Genomic DNA, 17,228 nt, shown 5'->3' with positions numbered 1-17,228 from the left:
CGGTCACGCGGCCGCCGGCGGGCGGTTAGGGTATGGGGCCCCCCCTGCCGTCCGCCGCCCGGTTTGGGGGGGGCTGGGCGGGGCCGGCCCCGGGGCTCGGTTTGGCCCCCGGGCGCCGGCACGTCCCGCAGGATGCGCGGCAGCCAGAGCACCCCTTTCGCCTGGTCCTCGATCCGGCCAAGATAGAGCAGACGCGGCGGGCCGCCGGAGCCGCGGCGGTCGCCCCGGACGATGCCGGCGGCCTCGATCCCGTTTGGAATCACCTCCGTCCGGCCGGCGTCGAAGCCATGATGCGACACGAGGTCGGCCCGGATCCGTTCGGAGACGCACACCGTGGCGTGCACATGGTCCCGGATCGACCGGGCCGCCGCATAGGTCCCCGGGGTGATGTTGTGCACGATCATCACCCGGAGGATCCGCGGAGAAAGATAGCGAGCGCAGTTGGTCTGCACCCGGTCGGCGCAGACATTCACGAAGACGCCGTCGAAGCCTCCGCCTTCGATCGCCTCGATCGTCGCGCGGGCGCCGGCCTTGTCGTCGTCGCCCGGCCGGCCCGCCACCGCGCCGCGATCCCGCTCGGCGCGGAAGGCCGGGCTGCCGGCGGCGCCGTGGGCCGCGGGCCCGTGGCCGAGCCAGCGGAGATCGATGCCGGCCGGGGCCAGCCCCGCATGCAGGTGACGGAACACCGAGTATGTGCCGCCGATATGCGGGAAGCCGAAATAGGCCAGCTTCATCGCCTGGGTTCCGGTGCGAGATGCCCGGCCGCCGGCACGCGGTCGCGCCGCGACGCCATCCGGACGAAGGCGAGCTGCGTCGCGACCGGCGCCAGGAGCCCGATGGTCAGCACCGTGTCCGGGATCAGCAGCACCGATCCGAGATAGGCGACGGCGCCCAGCAGGATCGACAGCCCGATGATGATCATCGCCGAGAGCGCGTGCGGGACGCCGAGGTCGAGCAGAAGATGATGGAGATGCCAGCGGTCGGGCGAGAACGGGCTGCGCCCCGCCAGCAGCCGCCGCACGATCAGGCTGAGCGTGTCGACCACCGGGATGATGCAGACCCACAGCAGGACCGGGAAGGGAATCGTCGGCTGCGGCCCGGAGGAGAGGCCGATGATGAAATAGCCGATCGCGGCGCCCAGCATCGTGCTGCCCGCATCGCCCATGAACACCAGCGCCCGCGGGCGCCAGCGATGGCGGGTGTTGAACACCAGGAAGCCGAGGACCGCAGCCAGCAGCAGCGCGATCTCCGCCACCAGGTCCTGCCGCCCGATGAAGGAGGCCAGCAGCGCCAGCCAGAACAGGGCCGCCGCGGCGGTCCCCCCGGCCAGCCCGTCCAGGCCGTCGATCATGTTGAAGGCGTTGGTCAGGCCGACCAGGAAGACGATGGTCACGACCAGGCAGATGGCCGACAGGAGCGGCTCGCCCAGCGCCGACACCAGCCCCGGCGTGCCGGCGCCCAGATCGGCGATCCGGTGCTGCCCGAGGATGATGATGGCGATGGCGGCGAAGGTCTGCGCCAGAAGGCGGATCAGGGGCCGGAGATCCAGGCGATCGTCCACCGCGCCGGCCGCGACGATGACGGCGAGGCCGCCGACGAAGACCCAGGGGCCCTGCAAGGTCCGGTCGAAGAGCAGGAGTCCGATGCCATAGGCGGCGAACATCGCCAGGCCGCCGCATCTCGGCACGATGCCTTCGTGCCGCTTGCGTTCCGACGGCCGGTCGACCAGGCCCAGCCGCGGGGCGATCCGCTGCATCCAGGCCACGAGAACCACGGCCAGCAGAAAGCCATTGAGCAAATGAGGCGTCAGGTCGGGCATCGCGTCCCCTTCCGAAATCGTCTGGTCCGCCGGCGGCGGCGGGAAAAGCAGCGCAGAAGAAAAAGTCTCGACCCCCGCAAAGCGTCTGGAAAAGCTAGGCGCAGCGCCCCGTCGAACTCGATTCGGGAGAACTAATGAGGGCGGCCGATCGGAAGGAGCATGCCCCGCCCCGTCGCCCCCTTTTTGGCGGCGGGTGCCTCACCCATCAGGACAGTGGACACGGCGCCCCATCGCATGGCGTGCGAACGGGCCGTCACCCGGCCGGATCGCGGCGGCCGAGCACGTCCCGCACCAGGGCGACGAAGCGCTTGTCCGGGCGGTGCATCCGCGCCAAGGCGCCGAGCAGCGGCAGGAACGGCGTCGACGGATCGAGCTCGTGCACCAGCCGCAGCAGGCGGCGGGCGGTGCCCCAACGGCCGCGGGCCGACTGCGCCATGGCGGTCCAGAAGGCGTGCTGCGCCAGCCGGCGCAGGGCCAGGCGATGCAGGAAAGGTGCGTGCTCCAGCCCATGCCCCTCGTTCCGGAAGAACGACCGGAAGGCCTCGGCGCGTTGCTGATAATCGCGCAGGATGACGTCTGAAGACGTGACCGACATGTTGCGGCCGTGCACGCGCTTGATGCCCTGCAGCATCGGGGTGCTGGCGACGGCTCCCCGGCTCGCCAGCCGCAGCCACATCTCCATGTCGCCGGAATGCGTCAGTTCCGCACGGTAGCCGCCGACGCTCTGCTGCGCGGCCGTCCGGACGACGGCCGTCGGGGTGGCGATGGGATTGACCGGCTCGCGGCACAGGCGGGCGATGAAATCGATGCCCGTCTCGATCCGCCACTCCGGCTGCGCCTGCGGGTCCGGCATCGGCGGCAAGGGCTGGTCCGGATGCAGGTCGTGGGCCAGGCCGTAGACCAGCGCGATGTCCGGATGGCGGTCCATCACCGCGATCGCACGATCGAGCGCCCCCGGCACCAGCAGATCATCGGCGCTGAGCAGCAGCAGATAGTCGGACCGGGCCCAGGCGATGCCTTCGTTATAGGTGCGGATATGCCCGTGATTGACGGCATGCGCCAGCACTTCGATGCAGGGATGCCGTTCCGCATAGCGCCTGGCGACCGCAACGGAATCGTCGGTCGAGGCATCGTCGATGACGAGAATGCGGAGATCCTTGGTCGCCTGGGCGAGAACGCTGTCGAGACAGTCTCCGAGAAAATGCCCGTAATGGTAGCAAGGAATGCAAATATCGATCTTCGGCATGGAAACGCCCTTGGTTCGATGACGATATGCCCTGATGGCGGAGGGAGCCTTGAATAGCGCCTGTCCAGCATAGCCAGCCTTCGGCGCGGTCCCCGACGCCTCCATTGGCAGATCCATCTCCCCCGTGCGGCGTAGGCGGCTTCCTCCGAACGGAGCCGGGCGGCGGCAGGAAGCCTGAATGGTGTCGGACGGGGACGCCCCGGTAGAGTGGCCGGCCTGAAGCCGATCGCATATCGCAGCCGTTCGCTGCGGTCCGGCTTCCGGCCGCGCCGGCGGAGCGCGGCGTTCGGGACGCCGGCGAGGAAGCGGCGGCAAGACCGGTCGATGCTGCCGGCGTCCCCCCTCCCCCTGAGCTTCCTTCCCTCTGTGATCTTCCTCCTACACCCATTGGAGAGGGGGGATGCGGCCGAAGGGCTCAATCGCGGCCGACCGCTTTGGCACTGCACAATACGGGTCTCGATGAGCGTTCGGCCGGCCGGACGTCACGAAAGGATGCGGATATGGTTGCGCTGAACACCTCAGCCCGCGATGCCTTGGCGAGCACCCTCGCTCTGGCCGTCACGGACGGCACAGCCCCCGGGTTCCAGGCCTCTCTGCCGGATGCCCCGGCGCCCGACGGGACGGCCGCCGGGCAGACGGCCGGCCCGCTTCTGGCCGGGAACGCCGCCGATCCGTCGACCGCCGCGCCTGCCGTCATCGAGGACACGGGGGCTGCGGCGGAAGAGCCGACGCGGGGGGCGATCCGGCCCCCATCCGCCGACGTCCCCGCCGCTCGCCTGCTGAAGGCGCCGGCCGCCCCGGCAACCGCGACGACGGAACCCGCGGCCGCGGGCTCGGCCCTGCCGCTGAATCTCGCAGATCCGGTCGGCGCGGTGCTGTCCCCCATCGGATCCCTGCTCGACCGGCTGATGCCCGGGGCGCCGACCCCGTCCGGGGAGACGCCCGGCGTCCCGAGCGAGACGGAGGGCGGCGCCGCGTCCATCCCCGGCGACACCGGCCCGCCGGAACCCCCGACGCTGCTTCCCCAGACGGCGGCCACGGCGATCAATCCGATCGTCCTGGAGAACCAGAAGACCGGCAATCCGGAGAGCGAATGGGGCATCGAGGGCAGCGGCAGCGCCAATATCCAGGGCTTCGCCACCAGCATCAGCGTCAATCACGGCCAGACCGTCGACTTCAAGATCGCCACGGATTCGACCGACTACCGGATCGACATCTACCGCCTGGGCTATTATGACGGCATGGGCGCCCGCAAGGTCGCGACCATCGACCGGCAGCTCACCACCGCACAAGTGCAGCCGCACCCGCTGGTCGACTACAGCACCGGCCTGATCGACTGCGGCAACTGGTCGGTCTCCGCCAGCTGGGACGTGCCCGCCGACGCGGTCTCCGGCGTCTATATCGCCAAGCTGGTGCGCGAGGACGGGACCGAAGGCGCGAGCCACATCCCGTTCATCGTCCGTGACGACGAGGCCGACAGCGACATCACCTTCCAGACGTCGGACACCACCTGGCAGGCCTACAACGCCTGGGGCGGCGCCAGCCTCTATGGCGGCAACGTGCCGACCGATCCCGCCGACCTGATCGGCTGGACGCCGCCGAACTGCAGTTGCGGCCTGACCGCGATCGGCCGCGCCACCAAGGTCAGCTACAACCGGCCGTTCATCACCACGGACAGCCCCTATTCGGCCGGGCCGCAGGACTGGATCTTCGGCGTCGAGCATTCGGCGATCCGCTGGCTGGAGCAGAACGGCTACGACGTCAACTACATCTCCGGCGTCGACACCGACCGGGACGCGGCGCAACTGCTGAACACCAAGATGTTCCTGTCCGTCGGGCACGACGAATACTGGTCTGGCCAGCAACGCACCAATGTCGAGGCGGCCCGCGACGCCGGCGTGAACCTGGCGTTCTGGAGCGGCAACGAAGTCTATTGGAAGACCCGGTGGGAGACCAGCATCGACGGCAGCGGCACGCCCTACCGCACCCTGGTCACCTACAAGGAGACCTGGGGCGACCGCACCGACCCGAGCAACACCGGAACCGGCACCTGGCGCGATCCCCGCTTCGCCGATCCGGGGCAGGAGCCCGAGAATTCGCTGACCGGCACGATGTTCACGGTCGACGCCTATCGCCTCGACACGATCACCATCCCCTACGACTATTCCAACCTGCGGTTCTGGCGGAACACGGATGTCGCCGACCTCGAGCCCGGCCAGACCTATTCCCTGGTCCAGAACCTGCTCGGCTATGAATGGGATTCCGACGTCGACAACGGCTTCCGCCCGGCCGGGCTGATCAACCTGTCGCTGTCGACCGTGTCGGTGGACACGTATCTGCGGGACTACGGCACCAGCGTCGGATCCGCCACCGTCGACCACAGCCTGACCATGTACCGGGCGGAGAGCGGCGCCCTGGTCTTCGGCGCCGGCACGGTCTACTGGTCCTGGGGCCTGGACGACAACCACGACAACGAAGCGACGCCGGTGGACCCGAACGTCCAGCAGGCGATGGTCAACATGTTCGCCGACATGGGCATCCAGCCCGGCACGCTGCAGGCCAGCCTGATCATGGCGACGGGCTCGACCGACCATACGGCGCCGACCGCCGCCGTGCTGACGCCGGCGAACGGCACCGGCCTGGTCGAAGGCCAGCGGGTCGTCATCACCGGGACCGCCCAGGATTTCGGCGGCGGCATCGTCGCCGGCGTCGAGGTCTCCACCGACGGCGGCATCACCTGGCGCAAGGCGGCGGGGCGGGAGAGCTGGAGCTACGCCTGGAATGCGCAGGCCGCCGGCACCTATGTCATCATGGCCCGGGCAGCGGATGACAGCGTCAATCTCGGGGCGGCGTCGACGGGCGTCTCGGTCACCGTCACCCTGCCGTCCACGGAGAGCATGTGGACCTTCGCCAACACGCCGGCGCAGGTCCATATCCAGGATCGCAACGCCGTCGAACTCGGCATGCGCTTCAGCTCCAACGCCGCCGGCACGGTCACCGGCGTCCGCTTCTACAAGGGCTTCTACAACCAGGGCACCCACACCGGCAGCCTGTGGAGCGTGGACGGCACCCTGCTGGCCACCGCCACCTTCACCAACGAGACGCTGGAGGGCTGGCAGACCGTCACGTTCTCCAATCCGGTCTCGATCCAGCCGGGGACGACCTACGTCGTCTCCTACCACAGCAACGGCTTCTATTCGGCCGATGCGGGCTATTTCGACGTCGCCCGCACCAACGGTCACCTGACCGCGCCGGTCGGGGCGGGCGTCTACGCCTATGGCACTTCGAGCCTGTTCCCGAGCAACGTCTACCAGAACGAGAATTTCTGGGTGGACGCCCTGTTCACGCCCGGGCCCGGCGGCGGCAATGTCGCCCCCGTCGCCAACAACGACAACGGCCTCGCCACCAACCAGGGCGTCGCGCTGACCATCCAGGCCGCGACCCTGCTGGCGAACGACGCCGATCCCAACGGCGACCCCCTGACCGTCACCGGCGTCGGCAACGCGGTGAACGGCACGGTCAGCTTCGACAGCCAGTCCGGTGCGGTCACCTTCACCCCGACGGCCGGCTACAGCGGCCCGGCCAGCTTCACCTACGCCATCTCGGATGGTCGCGGCGGCACCGCCACCGGGACGGCCAACCTCACCGTCAATCCGCCCGGCACGGGCCTCAGCCTGTGGTCGACCTCGACGACGCCGGGGACGGTCACCGTGAACGACGGGAGCCCGGTCGAACTCGGCGTCAAATTCGTCGCATCGAGCAACGGCACCATCACCGGCATCCGGTTCTACAAGGGGGCACAGAACACCGGTCCCCACACCGCCAGCCTGTGGACCGCGACCGGCACGCTGCTGGCCACCGCCACGTTCACCGGCGAGACCGCGACCGGCTGGCAGACCGTCACCTTCGCCAACCCCGTCGCGATCAGCAGCGGCACGACCTATGTCGCCTCCTACCACACCAACGGCAATTATTCGGCGGATTCCGGCTATTTCAGCGCAAGCTACAGCAACGGCCCTCTGAGCACCCCGGCCAATGCCGGCGTCTACGCCTATGGCGGGTCCAGCCTGTTCCCGACCAACAGCTGGAACGCGTCCAACTACTGGGTCGATGTCCTCTACAACCAGTCGGGCGGCGCCTCCAACCAGCCGCCGACGGCAGTGGCGGATGACGGCTTCAGCACGGCCCAGAACGCGCCTTTGGCGATCGCGGCCGGGGATCTGCTGGCCAACGACACCGATCCGAACGGCGACGCCCTGACGGTGACCGGCGTCAGCAACCCGATCAATGGCGCGGTAAGCCTGAACAGCCAGACCAACACCATCACCTTCACCCCGACCGCCGGCTTCACCGGGCCGGCCAGCTTCACCTACACGATCTCGGACGGTCGCGGCGGCACCGCTTCGGCCACGGTCGACGTGACCGTCCGGCAGGCCGGCGACGGGGTCAGTCTGTTCCTGCCGACCGACACGCCGGCGACAGTGACCGAGGAGGATCCGAATTCGGTCGAGCTCGGCATGAAGTTCACGGCCTCCGCCGGCGGCACCATCACCGGCATCCGCTTCTACAAGGGGCCGCAGAACACCGGGGCCCACACGGGCAGCCTGTGGACCGCGAGCGGCACCCTGCTGGCCACAGCCACCTTCACCGGCGAGACCGCCACCGGCTGGCAGACCGTCACCTTCGCCAACCCCGTCGCGATCAGCGCCGGCACCACCTACGTCGCCTCCTACCACACCAGCGGCCACTACTCGGCCACCGGCGGGTACTTCACGACCTCCCGCTCGAACGGTCCCCTGACTGCCCCGGTCGATGCCGGCGTCTACGCCTATAGCGGATCCAGCCTGTTCCCGACCAACAGCTGGAACGCCTCGAACTACTGGGTCGATGTCGTCTACAACCAGTCCGGCACCGGGACCAACCAACCGCCGACGGCGGTGGCGGACAGCGGCCTCTCCACCGGCCGGGACGCGGCGCTGTCGATCCCGACCTCGACGCTGCTGGCCAACGACACCGATCCGAACGGCGACGCGCTGACGGTGACCGGCGTCAGCAACCCGGCCAACGGCACGGTGACCCTGAACAGCCAGACCAACACCGTCACCTTCACCCCGACCGCCGGCTTCACCGGAACGGCGAGCTTCACCTACGCCATCTCCGACGGCCGCGGCGGCACCGCTTCGGCGACCGCCTCGCTGACGGTGGCGCCGCCCCCGGCCGGAAGCAGCCTGTTCTCGGCCTCGGACACGCCGGCCATCGCCAGCGTCAACGATCCGTCGCCGGTCGAGCTGGGCATGAAGTTCCAGGCCGATGTCGCCGGCACGATCACGGCCCTGCGCTATTACAAGAGCGCCCAGGACACCGGCACCCATGAGGGCCATCTCTGGACCGCGACCGGACAGCTGCTCGCCACGGCCACCTTCACCAACGAGACCGCCAGCGGCTGGCAGACGGCGGTCCTCGCCCAGCCGGTCGCGATCGACGCGAACACCACCTACATCGCCTCCTACCACAGCAACGGCCACTACGCGGCCACGCCGAACTATTTCGCGGACGATGTCGTCAACGGCCATTTGCGCGCCCTCGCCGATGCCACCGGCGGCGGCAACGGCGTCTTCGCCTATGGCGCCAGCGGCAGCTTCCCGAACGGCAGCTTCAACCGCACCAACTACTCGGCCGATGTCGTCTTCAACCCGCAATTGGCCGCGGCATGACCTCTCCGCCGCGCCTTCCCGTCACGGTCCTCTCCGGCTTTCTCGGGGCCGGCAAGACGACGCTGCTGAACCATGTCCTGCGCAACCGCGAAGGCCGCCGGGTCGCCGTCATCGTCAACGACATGAGCGAGGTGAACATCGACGCCGAGCTGGTCCGCGACGGCGGCGCCGATCTCAGCCGCGCCAGCGAGTCCCTGGTCGAGATGACCAATGGCTGCATCTGCTGCACCCTGCGCGACGACCTGCTGCGCGAGGTCCGCCGCCTGGCCGCCGAGCAGCGGTTCGACTATCTTCTGGTGGAGAGCACCGGCATCTCCGAGCCCCTGCCGGTGGCGGCATCATTCTCCTTCCGCGATGCCGGCGGCGCCTCGCTCGGCGATGTCGCCCGCCTCGACACCATGGTCACGGTGGTCGATGCGATCAGCCTGCTGCGGGACTATGCCGGCCGCGACCTGCTGCGCGACCGCGGCCGGACCGCCCATGACGGCGACGCGCGCACGCTGGCCGACCTGCTGGTCGAACAGATCGAATTCGCGGATGTGGTCGTCCTCAACAAGGCCTTCGACGTAACCGCCGTGGAGTTGGCCCAGATCCGCCGCATTCTCCGCGCCCTCAACGCCGATGCCCGGGTGGTGGAGGCGGAGTACGGCCGGGTTCCGCTGGACGCGATCCTCGACACCGGCCTGTTCGTGGAAGGGAAGGCCGCGACCCATCCCCTCTGGCACCGGGAGCTGTTCGGGCCGGGCGGACACACGCCGGAGACGGAGCTCTACGGGATATCGAGCTTCGTCTATCGGGCCCGTCGCCCGTTCGACCCGGAGCGGCTGGAGGAGTTCCTCCAGCGCAGTTGGCCGGGATTGATCCGGGCCAAGGGCTTCTTCTGGCTGGCGACCCGGCCGGACTGGATCGGCCAGCTGTCGATCGCCGGCGGCCAGCGCCGCGTCGACGGCAAAGGATTGTGGTGGGCGGCCGTCCCGCCGCAGCACTGGCCGCGTCACCCGGACTGGCAAAGCCGGATCGAGCAGCACTGGAGTCTGATCTGGGGCGACCGGCGGCAGGAGCTGGTGTTCATCGGCTGCGGCCATGACGAGGATGCCATCCGCCAGGCGTTGGACGCCTGCCTCGTCGGCTCCCCGCTCCGTTACGACCGCGCCGCCTATCGCGGGCTGCAGGATCCCTTCCCCGACTGGCAGATCGGCCATGCCGCCTGACGCTCCGTCAATTTTCAAATCACCATTCGCAACGAGGACATGCATATGCAGACCGAAATCTACGCGGACGGCATCGGCGAAATCACGGTCACCGGGTCCGTCCTGCGTATCGACCTGGTCAGCCTGTCGGCGACCGAGCGCGATGCCGCCGGCGCTCCCAAGGCGGCGTTCCGGCAGCGGATCATCATGCCGCTCGACGGCTTCGCCAACGCCTCGGACCTGATCCAAAAGGTGATGCAGGGGCTGATCGAGGCCGGCGCCATCCAGCGCCGGGCGCCGGAGGCCGCGGCGCCGGCCGTCGTCCCCGATCGGGCTCCGGCCCCGAACGGCGCCCCCCACCGCAACACGTCGCCGAACTTCGCCTGATGCTCGCCGCCACGTCGGACGCCGAGGCCGCAGACGGTGCACCGGCCGCGGCCGCCGGGGGGCGCGACACCGGGCTGTACTGCCTGGCCGTCGTCCTGCGCCACCACGGCTTCGACATCTCGGTCGACAGCCTGACCCATCGCTATGCCCTGGGTGCCGAGGCGGTCTCGGCGGCCCTGCTCCTCCGCATGGCGCGGGACTCGGGCCTGCGGGCGCGCCGGCTGCAGCTCGACTGGGCCGGGCTGGCGCGGCTGGGGGAGGCCTTTCCGGCGCTGGCGTTGCTGAACAACGGCAATTGGGTGCTGATCGCCGGTGTCGTCGCCGACGCCGAGGGGCACGGCGCCGTCCGGCTGCTCGACCCGCTGGCCGAGCGGCCCGAGGCGCTGGTGGTTCCCGAGGAGGCGTTCCGGGGCCGCTGGTCCGGCGAAGTGGTCCTGCTGAAGCGCAGCTACCGCATCGCCGATCCCGACCAGCCCTTCGGTTTCCGCTGGTTCGTCCCCGAACTGCTGCGCCAGCGCCGGCTGTTCGCCGATGTCGCCGTGGCGGCGTTGTTCCTGTACGGGCTGGGGCTGGCGACGCCGATCTTCTTCCAGCTGATCATCGACAAGGTGCTGGTGCACAACAGCTACATGACGCTCTATGTGCTGTCGGGCGGCATCGTCGTGGCCTTGCTGTTCGACGCCATCTTCACCTTCCTGCGGCGCTATCTCCTGCTCTATGCCACCAACCGGATCGACATCCGGCTGGCGACCCGGACCTTCGCGCATCTCCTGAGCCTGCCGATCACCTTCTTCGAGCAGGCTTCGGCAGGCATCCTGGTCAAGCACATGCAGCAGGCTCAGCGGATCCGGGAGTTCCTCACCGGCCGCCTGTTTCTGACGCTGCTCGACGGCCTGTCGCTGATCGTGTTCCTGCCCGTGCTGCTGATGTACAGCCTCTGGCTGACCCTGGTCGTGCTGGCCTTCGCGCTGCTGGTGGCGCTGGTGATCCTGCTGCTGATCGGCCCTTTCCGCAGCCGGCTGCGCGCCCTGTACGAAGCCGAAGGCCAGCGCCAGGCCCTGCTGGTCGAGACCGTGCACGGCATGCGGACGGTGAAGTCGCTGTCGATGGAGCCGATGCAGCGCCGGATCTGGGACGACCGTTCGGCCCAAAGCGTCGCGATGCGCTTCGACGTCGAGAAGATCTCGACCACGGCCCAGTCCGTGACCGGGCTGGTCGAGAAGCTGATGAGCGTCGCGGTGGTCGGGCTCGGCGCCGTCGCGGTGTTCGACGGGACGATGACGATCGGCGCCCTGATCGCCTTCAACATGCTGGCCGGTCGGGTCTCCGGCCCGCTCGTCCAGATCGTGACGATGGTGCATGAGTACCAGGAGGTGGCGCTGTCCGTCCGGATGCTGGGCGAGGTGATGAATCGACGGCCGGAGCGGCACGGCCGGACCGACGGCCTGCGTCCGGCGATCAAGGGGCGCGTCGAGTTCGAGAACGTGTCCTTCCGCTACTCCGCCGAGGCCGACCCGGCGCTCGACAACATCTCCTTCACGGTTCCGGAAGGCAGCGTCTTCGGCGTGGTGGGGCGAAGCGGCTCCGGCAAGACCACGGTGACCCGGCTGATCCAGGGTCTCTACCCGGTGCAGCAGGGCGTGGTGCGCATCGACGGCGTCGACATGCGCGAGTTCGACCTGGTCCATCTGCGCAAGGCGATCGGCGTCGTGCTGCAGGAGAATTTCCTGTTCCGCGGCACGGTGCGGGAGAACATCGCCGCCGCCCGCCCCGGCGCCAGCTTCGAGGAGATCGTCGAGGCGGCCCGGATGGCCGGGGCCGAGGAGTTCATCGAGCGCATGCCGCGCGGCTTCGACTCGATGCTGGAGGAGAGCGCCGAGAACCTGTCCGGCGGGCAGCGCCAGCGCCTTGCCATCGCCCGCGCCCTGGTGACCAATCCGCGGCTCCTGATCTTCGACGAGGCGACCAGCGCCCTCGATCCGGAAAGCGAGGCCATCATCCGGCAGAATCTGCGGCGCATCGCCGAGGGTCGTACGGTCGTCATCGTCTCGCATCGCCTGTCCACCCTGATGGACGCCAATGCCATCCTGGTGATCGACCGGGGCCGGATCGCCGATATCGGACGGCATGACCAGCTGCTGTCGCGCTGCACGACGTACCGGCACCTCTGGACCCAGCAGACAAGGCAAAGCGCATGATCCCGGAGCGGTCCGCATCGTCGGAGCGCCAGACCCTGCCGGTGGTCCGCGGGCCGACGGTCGCGCCGCTGTCCCGGGCTCATCCGGCCATCGCCGAGTTCCAGCGCGACGCCGTCGAGCTCGAAGCGCGGGCGCCACCGCGGATCACGCGCCTGACCTTGTACACCGTGACGGCCCTGATCGTCGGTGCCGTGGCCTGGGCCGCGCTGTCCACGGTCGACGAGATCGTCGTCGCTCCCGGCAAGCTGATCACCACCCAGCCGAACCTCGTGGTCCAGCCGCTCGAGACCTCGGTCGTCCGGTCGATCGATGTCGCGGTCGGCGAGATCGTCCGTGCCGGCCAGCAGCTGGCCGCCTTGGACACGACCTTCACCCAGTCGGATGTCGAGCAACTGCGCGCGAAGGTCACTGCGCTCGAAGCGCAGATGGGCCGGATCGAGGCCGAGCTCGCCGGGGTGGCCTATGAACCGGCTGCCGATGCCGGCGCGGATGCGCAGTTGCAGATGCGCTTCTTCGTGCAGCGCAAGGCGGCCTACGAGTCCCAGCTGCGCAATTTCGACGACCAGATCGCGCGGGCCGAAGCCAATCTGACGGCGAGCCGCGACGAGGAACACCTGCTGGCGCAACGCGTCGCGACCCTCGAACAGGTCGAGCAGATGCGGCAGCAGCTGATGGCCAGCGAAACCGGCTCTCGGCTCAACTACCTCGTCTCCAAGGACACGCGGCTGGACATCGAATCCCAGCTCGCCCGGAATCGCGGCGTCCAGACCGATCTGGCCCTGGCCATCGACAAGGCGCGATCGGAGCGGCAGGCCCATGTCGAGGAGTTCCGCCGTGCCGCTTTGGAGGATCTGGTCAAGGCGCGCGAGGCCTATGCCGCCGTGGCCGAGGAGCTCAAGAAGGCCGAGCTTCGTCGCGACATGATCGTGCTGTCCGCGCCGTCGGACGCCGTGGTCCTCGATATCGCGCAGCGATCGATCGGATCGGTGGTGCGGGAGGCCGAGCCGCTGTTCACGCTGGTGCCGCTCAACGTTCCCCTCGAGGCCGAGGTCTCGATCGCCAGCAAGGATATCGGCCAGCTCGGAACCGACGAGCCGACCCGCCTCAAGATCGACGCCTTCCCCTTCCAGAAACACGGCACGGCCTCGGGCACGGTCCGCACCATCAGCCAGGACAGCTTCGCCTCCAATGCACGGGACGACAAAGGCAATGTCGACGCCGCGGCGCCGTCGGTCTACCGGGCGCGGATCCGGCTGACCGATACGACGCTGCGGTCGGTTCCGGACACCTTTCGCCTGCTGCCCGGCATGACCTTGACGGCCGAGATCGAGGTCGGGCGGCGCCGGGTGCTCTCCTATTTCCTCTATCCTCTGCTGCGCGGCCTGGACGAGAGCCTGCGCGAACCGTGAGACGATCTTCACGCGGCTTGCCTGCCGCATTGCGGGATCGGCAGGTCCGTCGCAAGCTGATGGAATTGCCGGAGACCATTGCCGATGCGAGTCCAGCGCCGGCTCACCGTCATCGTTTCGCTCGACGTGGCGGGCTTCACGCGCCTCGTGCAGGAGGACGAGCGCGGTACGCTGGCCGCGCTCGCCTCGATCCGCCGCGAGCTGCTGGGCTCGACCCTCCGCGCCCGTCATGGTCACGTGTTCAAGACCATGGGTGACGGCGTGCTGATCGAGTTCTCCAATATCGAGGATGCGGTCTGCTGGACGGTGGAGTTCCAGCAGGCGATGGCGGCTCGTAAAGCGCGGTCGTCCAAGCGGCCCATCCTGGTGCGCGCCGGCATCGCGCTCGCCGACGTCTTCGTTGAGGGAGAAGATCGGTTCGGGGCCGCTGTCGCCTTCGTCGTCCGCCTGCAGCAGGCGGCGCCTCCCGGTGGGATCGCCATCACCCATTCCGTGCGCTGGCAGCTCGGCAAGGCGCTGGCCACGCCCTTCATGCGGGTGATGAAGACGCTCAAGGACATCGCAGAGCCGATGGAGGTCTGGATCTGGAGCCCTGCGGGCGTTGCCGGCGAAGGTGCTGAAGCAGCAACGAAGCGCGCCGTCGGGGTGGTGGACGAGGAGGATCTGCCCTCGATCGTCGTCATGCCCTTCGACAATCTTTCCGGCGATCCCGCCGTGTCCGCCCTCGCCGACGGCGCGGTGGAGGAGATCACCGCGACCCTCTCCCGCATCCGGGACTTCACCGTCATCGCCCGCCGCTCGGCCGAGGCGTATCGGGCCGCGGGACGGCCCCAGGACCCCCGCGTGATCGCCCGCACGCTCAAGGTCCGCTACCTGCTCGAGGGCAGCGTGCGGAGGTCGGGCAACCGGGTTCGGATCACGGCGCAGCTGATCGACGCCGCCAGCGCGCTGCACCTCTGGTCCGGGCGCTACGACGGGACGGTCGAGAACATGTTCGACCTGCAAGACCGGATTGCCGAAGGCGTCGCCGGAGCGCTCCACCCCTCAATCCGGGCAGCGGAAATCATGCTGGCGCTGCGCAAGCGGCCCGACAGCGTCGCGGCCTACGACCTGATGATGCGAGCGCTGCCGCATCTCTGGGCCCATCGCAAACCCGAGAATGTCGAGGCGATCCGGCTGCTCGACGAGGCCCTGCGGCTGGATCCGAACTACAGCCGCGCCGCTGCCCTCGCCGCCTGGGCGCATGCGCAGCAGGTCACCTACAACTGGGCTTCGGACTACGGCGCCGAGCGGGCGGCGGGCGATCGCCTGATCAAGCAGGCGTCGGAAGGGTCCCAGGACGATGCGACCGCGCTGAGCGCCCTGGCCACGGCGACCATGCTCCTGTTCGGCGATATCGGCCGGGCCGAGCAGTTCGTCGATCAGGCGTTGGCGCTCGACCCCAACCACGCCTGGTCCTGGACACGCCGCGGCTTCCTGCACGTCTATCGCGGCGATCCTGCCGCAGGACGGCCCTGCTTCGAGCGAGCGATCCGGCTCAGCCCCCTCGACCCGTTCAGCTTCAACTGCTTCATCGGCCTGGGTCTCGCCGCCTTCGCCGAGGGGCGCCCCGAAGAAGCCGCCGGCTTGACCCGGAAGGCGCTGCATCAGAAGCCGACGGCGACCTGGATGTTCCGCGACCTCGCCACCTTCCTCGCCCATGCCGGACAGATCGATGCCGCGCGCGAGGCGCTGGCGCGTTTCACGGCTTCCCGGCCGGGGCTCACCGTGGCGACCGTCGCCGACGCCCTGCATTATTTCGAGCCGGATCTGCTGCGACGCTACCTCGACGGCCTGCGCCGCGCCGGATTGCCGAGCTGAGATTGACGCCGAACCGCGAGGTCCGAGGGACAGACGAGGCGATCATTCCGTCCGCAGGATGCATTCGCCTCGTCTGTCCCTCGGACCCGGCTTACCTGGCGCAGCGGTGAGGCGACGCGGCCCGCGGGGGACCTTCCCATGAGCCCGACGAGGCTGGCGGCATGATCGGAAGGCCATGCGCCGCTCGCGGGCGAGCCTTCATGCTGTGCAGCTTGAAGGCAACTTCGGTCCGGTTCCGGGCCTGCAGCTTCTTCATGATGCAGCGGATATGAACCTTGACCGTTCCCTCGGAGAGATTGAGCTCATGGGCGATGATCTTGTTCGGCTTTCCGCGGGCGAGGCCCTCGGCGACCGCGGCCTGCCGATCGGTCAGGTCGAAAGGGAACCTGGTGCGCTCCGTCCCTCCCTCTCGCTCCATCCGGCCCGCCATGGCCAGGGCGGTGGCCGGCACGAACACCCCGCCGGCAATGGCGAGCGACAGCGCGCCGATCGCGACGCTCAGGCTGACGCTCGTCGGGATGTAGCCGCGTGCCCCGGAAGACAGGATCTTGAGGACGTGACAGGATTCGTCGCGGTCGCCCATGACGATGACCGGCATGTCCGGGCCGTCCTGAGCCAGAAGCCGGAGATCCTGCATCAGATCAGGATCATCGGCGCCTTCCCCGTCAATGCCGAACAGAATCGCCGATGTATCGTTCCGAACCCCGCGGGCCAGCCATTCGCCGGCATCCGCAAATCCGATGCCTCGGAATCCTCCATCGGCCGTCATGAGAGCCGCCGTCAGAGATTCCCGGACCAGGACCCTACGGTCGATAATCGCTATTTTCGTTACTTCAGAAAGACTCCCCGGAGCTGGGACCTTCTCTGCGCCATCTCCTTCGGCAAAATCGATAATGGCAGGTTTTTCTGTATCGTCTCTGCAAGCCAGCATATCTCCTCCTGACCTGGCACAGAGCCCGCAAATGACAGGCCAGTCGTCGACGTGCACGATCTCGAATTACAAGCACATCTTCTTATCAACTTCGGTATTATTGAGGGCGCCACCGAGCTTCTAGAGGAAGCTCGGTGGCGATCATCATATGCGAATAGAAGCAGAAGTCGTAGGACATGAAACCCGACCAGGGGCGAACGGTCAAGGCATTTATCTTTATTTTTATGAAAATTTAATTTTCCTTTGTACTCAATTCGATGAAATTCCTACTCCTTTAGGAGTATCCGGCTGCAATGACGCGCCCGATCCGCTCCCTCTTCATTCCACCGTGACGCTCTTGGCCAGGTTGCGGGGCTGGTCGACATCGGTGCCCTTGGCCACGGCGGTGTGGTAGGCCAGGAGCTGCACCGGCACGGCGTAGAGGATCGGGGCGACGAAGGGGTCGACGCCGGGCAGCCCGATCGCCGCCACCGG

10 protein-coding genes are annotated in these 17,228 nt (G+C 68.4%); 6 read left to right on the top strand and 4 right to left on the bottom strand.

Annotated features, from left to right (window positions below; all coding sequences use genetic code 11):
* The 3 genes from ACFW16_RS34785 to ACFW16_RS34775 all read right to left on the bottom strand — a co-directional run.
* Positions 1 to 734 (bottom strand): glycosyltransferase (locus ACFW16_RS34785; protein WP_380313692.1); only part of this gene is annotated, 734 nt, incomplete at its 3' end.
* Positions 731 to 1,819, bottom strand: coding sequence for an MraY family glycosyltransferase (locus ACFW16_RS34780; RefSeq protein WP_380313691.1), 1,089 nt, complete (start codon positions 1,817 to 1,819; stop codon positions 731 to 733). The genes ACFW16_RS34785 and ACFW16_RS34780, both read right to left, overlap by 4 nt.
* Positions 1,820 to 2,072: 253 nt before the next feature.
* Complete coding sequence (locus ACFW16_RS34775) at positions 2,073 to 3,065, bottom strand: glycosyltransferase family 2 protein (RefSeq protein ID WP_380313690.1); 993 nt, start codon at positions 3,063 to 3,065, stop codon at positions 2,073 to 2,075.
* Positions 3,066 to 3,565: 500 nt separating this feature from the next.
* Between ACFW16_RS34775 and ACFW16_RS34770 the strand changes: the two genes are divergently transcribed.
* From ACFW16_RS34770 to ACFW16_RS34745, 6 genes are all read left to right on the top strand, one after another.
* The gene (locus tag ACFW16_RS34770; protein WP_380313689.1) at positions 3,566 to 8,779 is read left to right on the top strand and encodes a DUF4082 domain-containing protein; all 5,214 of its coding nucleotides are present in this window, start codon (positions 3,566 to 3,568) and stop codon (positions 8,777 to 8,779) included.
* Positions 8,776 to 9,990, top strand: coding sequence for a GTP-binding protein (locus ACFW16_RS34765; protein ID WP_380313688.1), 1,215 nt, complete (start codon positions 8,776 to 8,778; stop codon positions 9,988 to 9,990). The genes ACFW16_RS34770 and ACFW16_RS34765 overlap by 4 nt, the downstream gene beginning before the upstream one ends.
* A 45-nt stretch (positions 9,991 to 10,035) precedes the next feature.
* Positions 10,036 to 10,356, top strand: coding sequence for a hypothetical protein (locus ACFW16_RS34760; RefSeq protein WP_380313687.1), 321 nt, complete (start codon positions 10,036 to 10,038; stop codon positions 10,354 to 10,356).
* Positions 10,356 to 12,554, top strand: coding sequence for a peptidase domain-containing ABC transporter (locus ACFW16_RS34755; RefSeq protein WP_380313686.1), 2,199 nt, complete (start codon positions 10,356 to 10,358; stop codon positions 12,552 to 12,554). Before ACFW16_RS34760 ends, ACFW16_RS34755 begins: the two co-directional genes overlap by 1 nt.
* A complete protein-coding gene (locus tag ACFW16_RS34750) occupies positions 12,551 to 13,963 on the top strand; it encodes an HlyD family type I secretion periplasmic adaptor subunit (protein ID WP_380313685.1) in 1,413 nt (470 codons plus the stop codon). Before ACFW16_RS34755 ends, ACFW16_RS34750 begins: the two co-directional genes overlap by 4 nt.
* 84 nt (positions 13,964 to 14,047) lie before the next feature.
* Complete coding sequence (locus ACFW16_RS34745) at positions 14,048 to 15,823, top strand: tetratricopeptide repeat protein (RefSeq protein WP_380313684.1); 1,776 nt, start codon at positions 14,048 to 14,050, stop codon at positions 15,821 to 15,823.
* A 91-nt stretch (positions 15,824 to 15,914) separates the two neighbouring features.
* On the opposite strand, the gene ACFW16_RS34740 is transcribed toward ACFW16_RS34745, so the two are convergent.
* Positions 15,915 to 16,592 (bottom strand): LuxR C-terminal-related transcriptional regulator, encoded by a 678-nt coding sequence (locus tag ACFW16_RS34740; protein ID WP_380313683.1) that lies wholly within the window; start codon positions 16,590 to 16,592, stop codon positions 15,915 to 15,917.
* Between the last annotated feature and the right edge of the window lie 636 nt (positions 16,593 to 17,228).

Origin of the sequence: Inquilinus sp. NPDC058860 (assembly GCF_042743185.1) — a bacterium.
GTDB lineage: Bacteria > Pseudomonadota > Alphaproteobacteria > DSM-16000 > Inquilinaceae > Inquilinus.
Note: the sequence above shows the minus strand (reverse complement) of the source record. Positions and strands in the feature narration are given on the sequence as shown.

Excerpts from the sequence above, each read along its gene's own strand:
- ACFW16_RS34740 (WP_380313683.1), bottom strand. The coding sequence starts at position 16,592 with ATGACGGCCGATGGAGGATTCCGAGGCATCGGATTTGCGGATGCCGGC.
- ACFW16_RS34755 (WP_380313686.1), top strand. The coding sequence starts at position 10,356 with ATGCTCGCCGCCACGTCGGACGCCGAGGCCGCAGACGGTGCACCGGCC.
- ACFW16_RS34780 (WP_380313691.1), bottom strand. The coding sequence starts at position 1,819 with ATGCCCGACCTGACGCCTCATTTGCTCAATGGCTTTCTGCTGGCCGTG.
- ACFW16_RS34765 (WP_380313688.1), top strand. The coding sequence starts at position 8,776 with ATGACCTCTCCGCCGCGCCTTCCCGTCACGGTCCTCTCCGGCTTTCTC.
- ACFW16_RS34750 (WP_380313685.1), top strand. The coding sequence starts at position 12,551 with ATGATCCCGGAGCGGTCCGCATCGTCGGAGCGCCAGACCCTGCCGGTG.
- ACFW16_RS34775 (WP_380313690.1), bottom strand. The coding sequence starts at position 3,065 with ATGCCGAAGATCGATATTTGCATTCCTTGCTACCATTACGGGCATTTT.
- ACFW16_RS34760 (WP_380313687.1), top strand. The coding sequence starts at position 10,036 with ATGCAGACCGAAATCTACGCGGACGGCATCGGCGAAATCACGGTCACC.
- ACFW16_RS34770 (WP_380313689.1), top strand. The coding sequence starts at position 3,566 with ATGGTTGCGCTGAACACCTCAGCCCGCGATGCCTTGGCGAGCACCCTC.
- ACFW16_RS34745 (WP_380313684.1), top strand. The coding sequence starts at position 14,048 with ATGCGAGTCCAGCGCCGGCTCACCGTCATCGTTTCGCTCGACGTGGCG.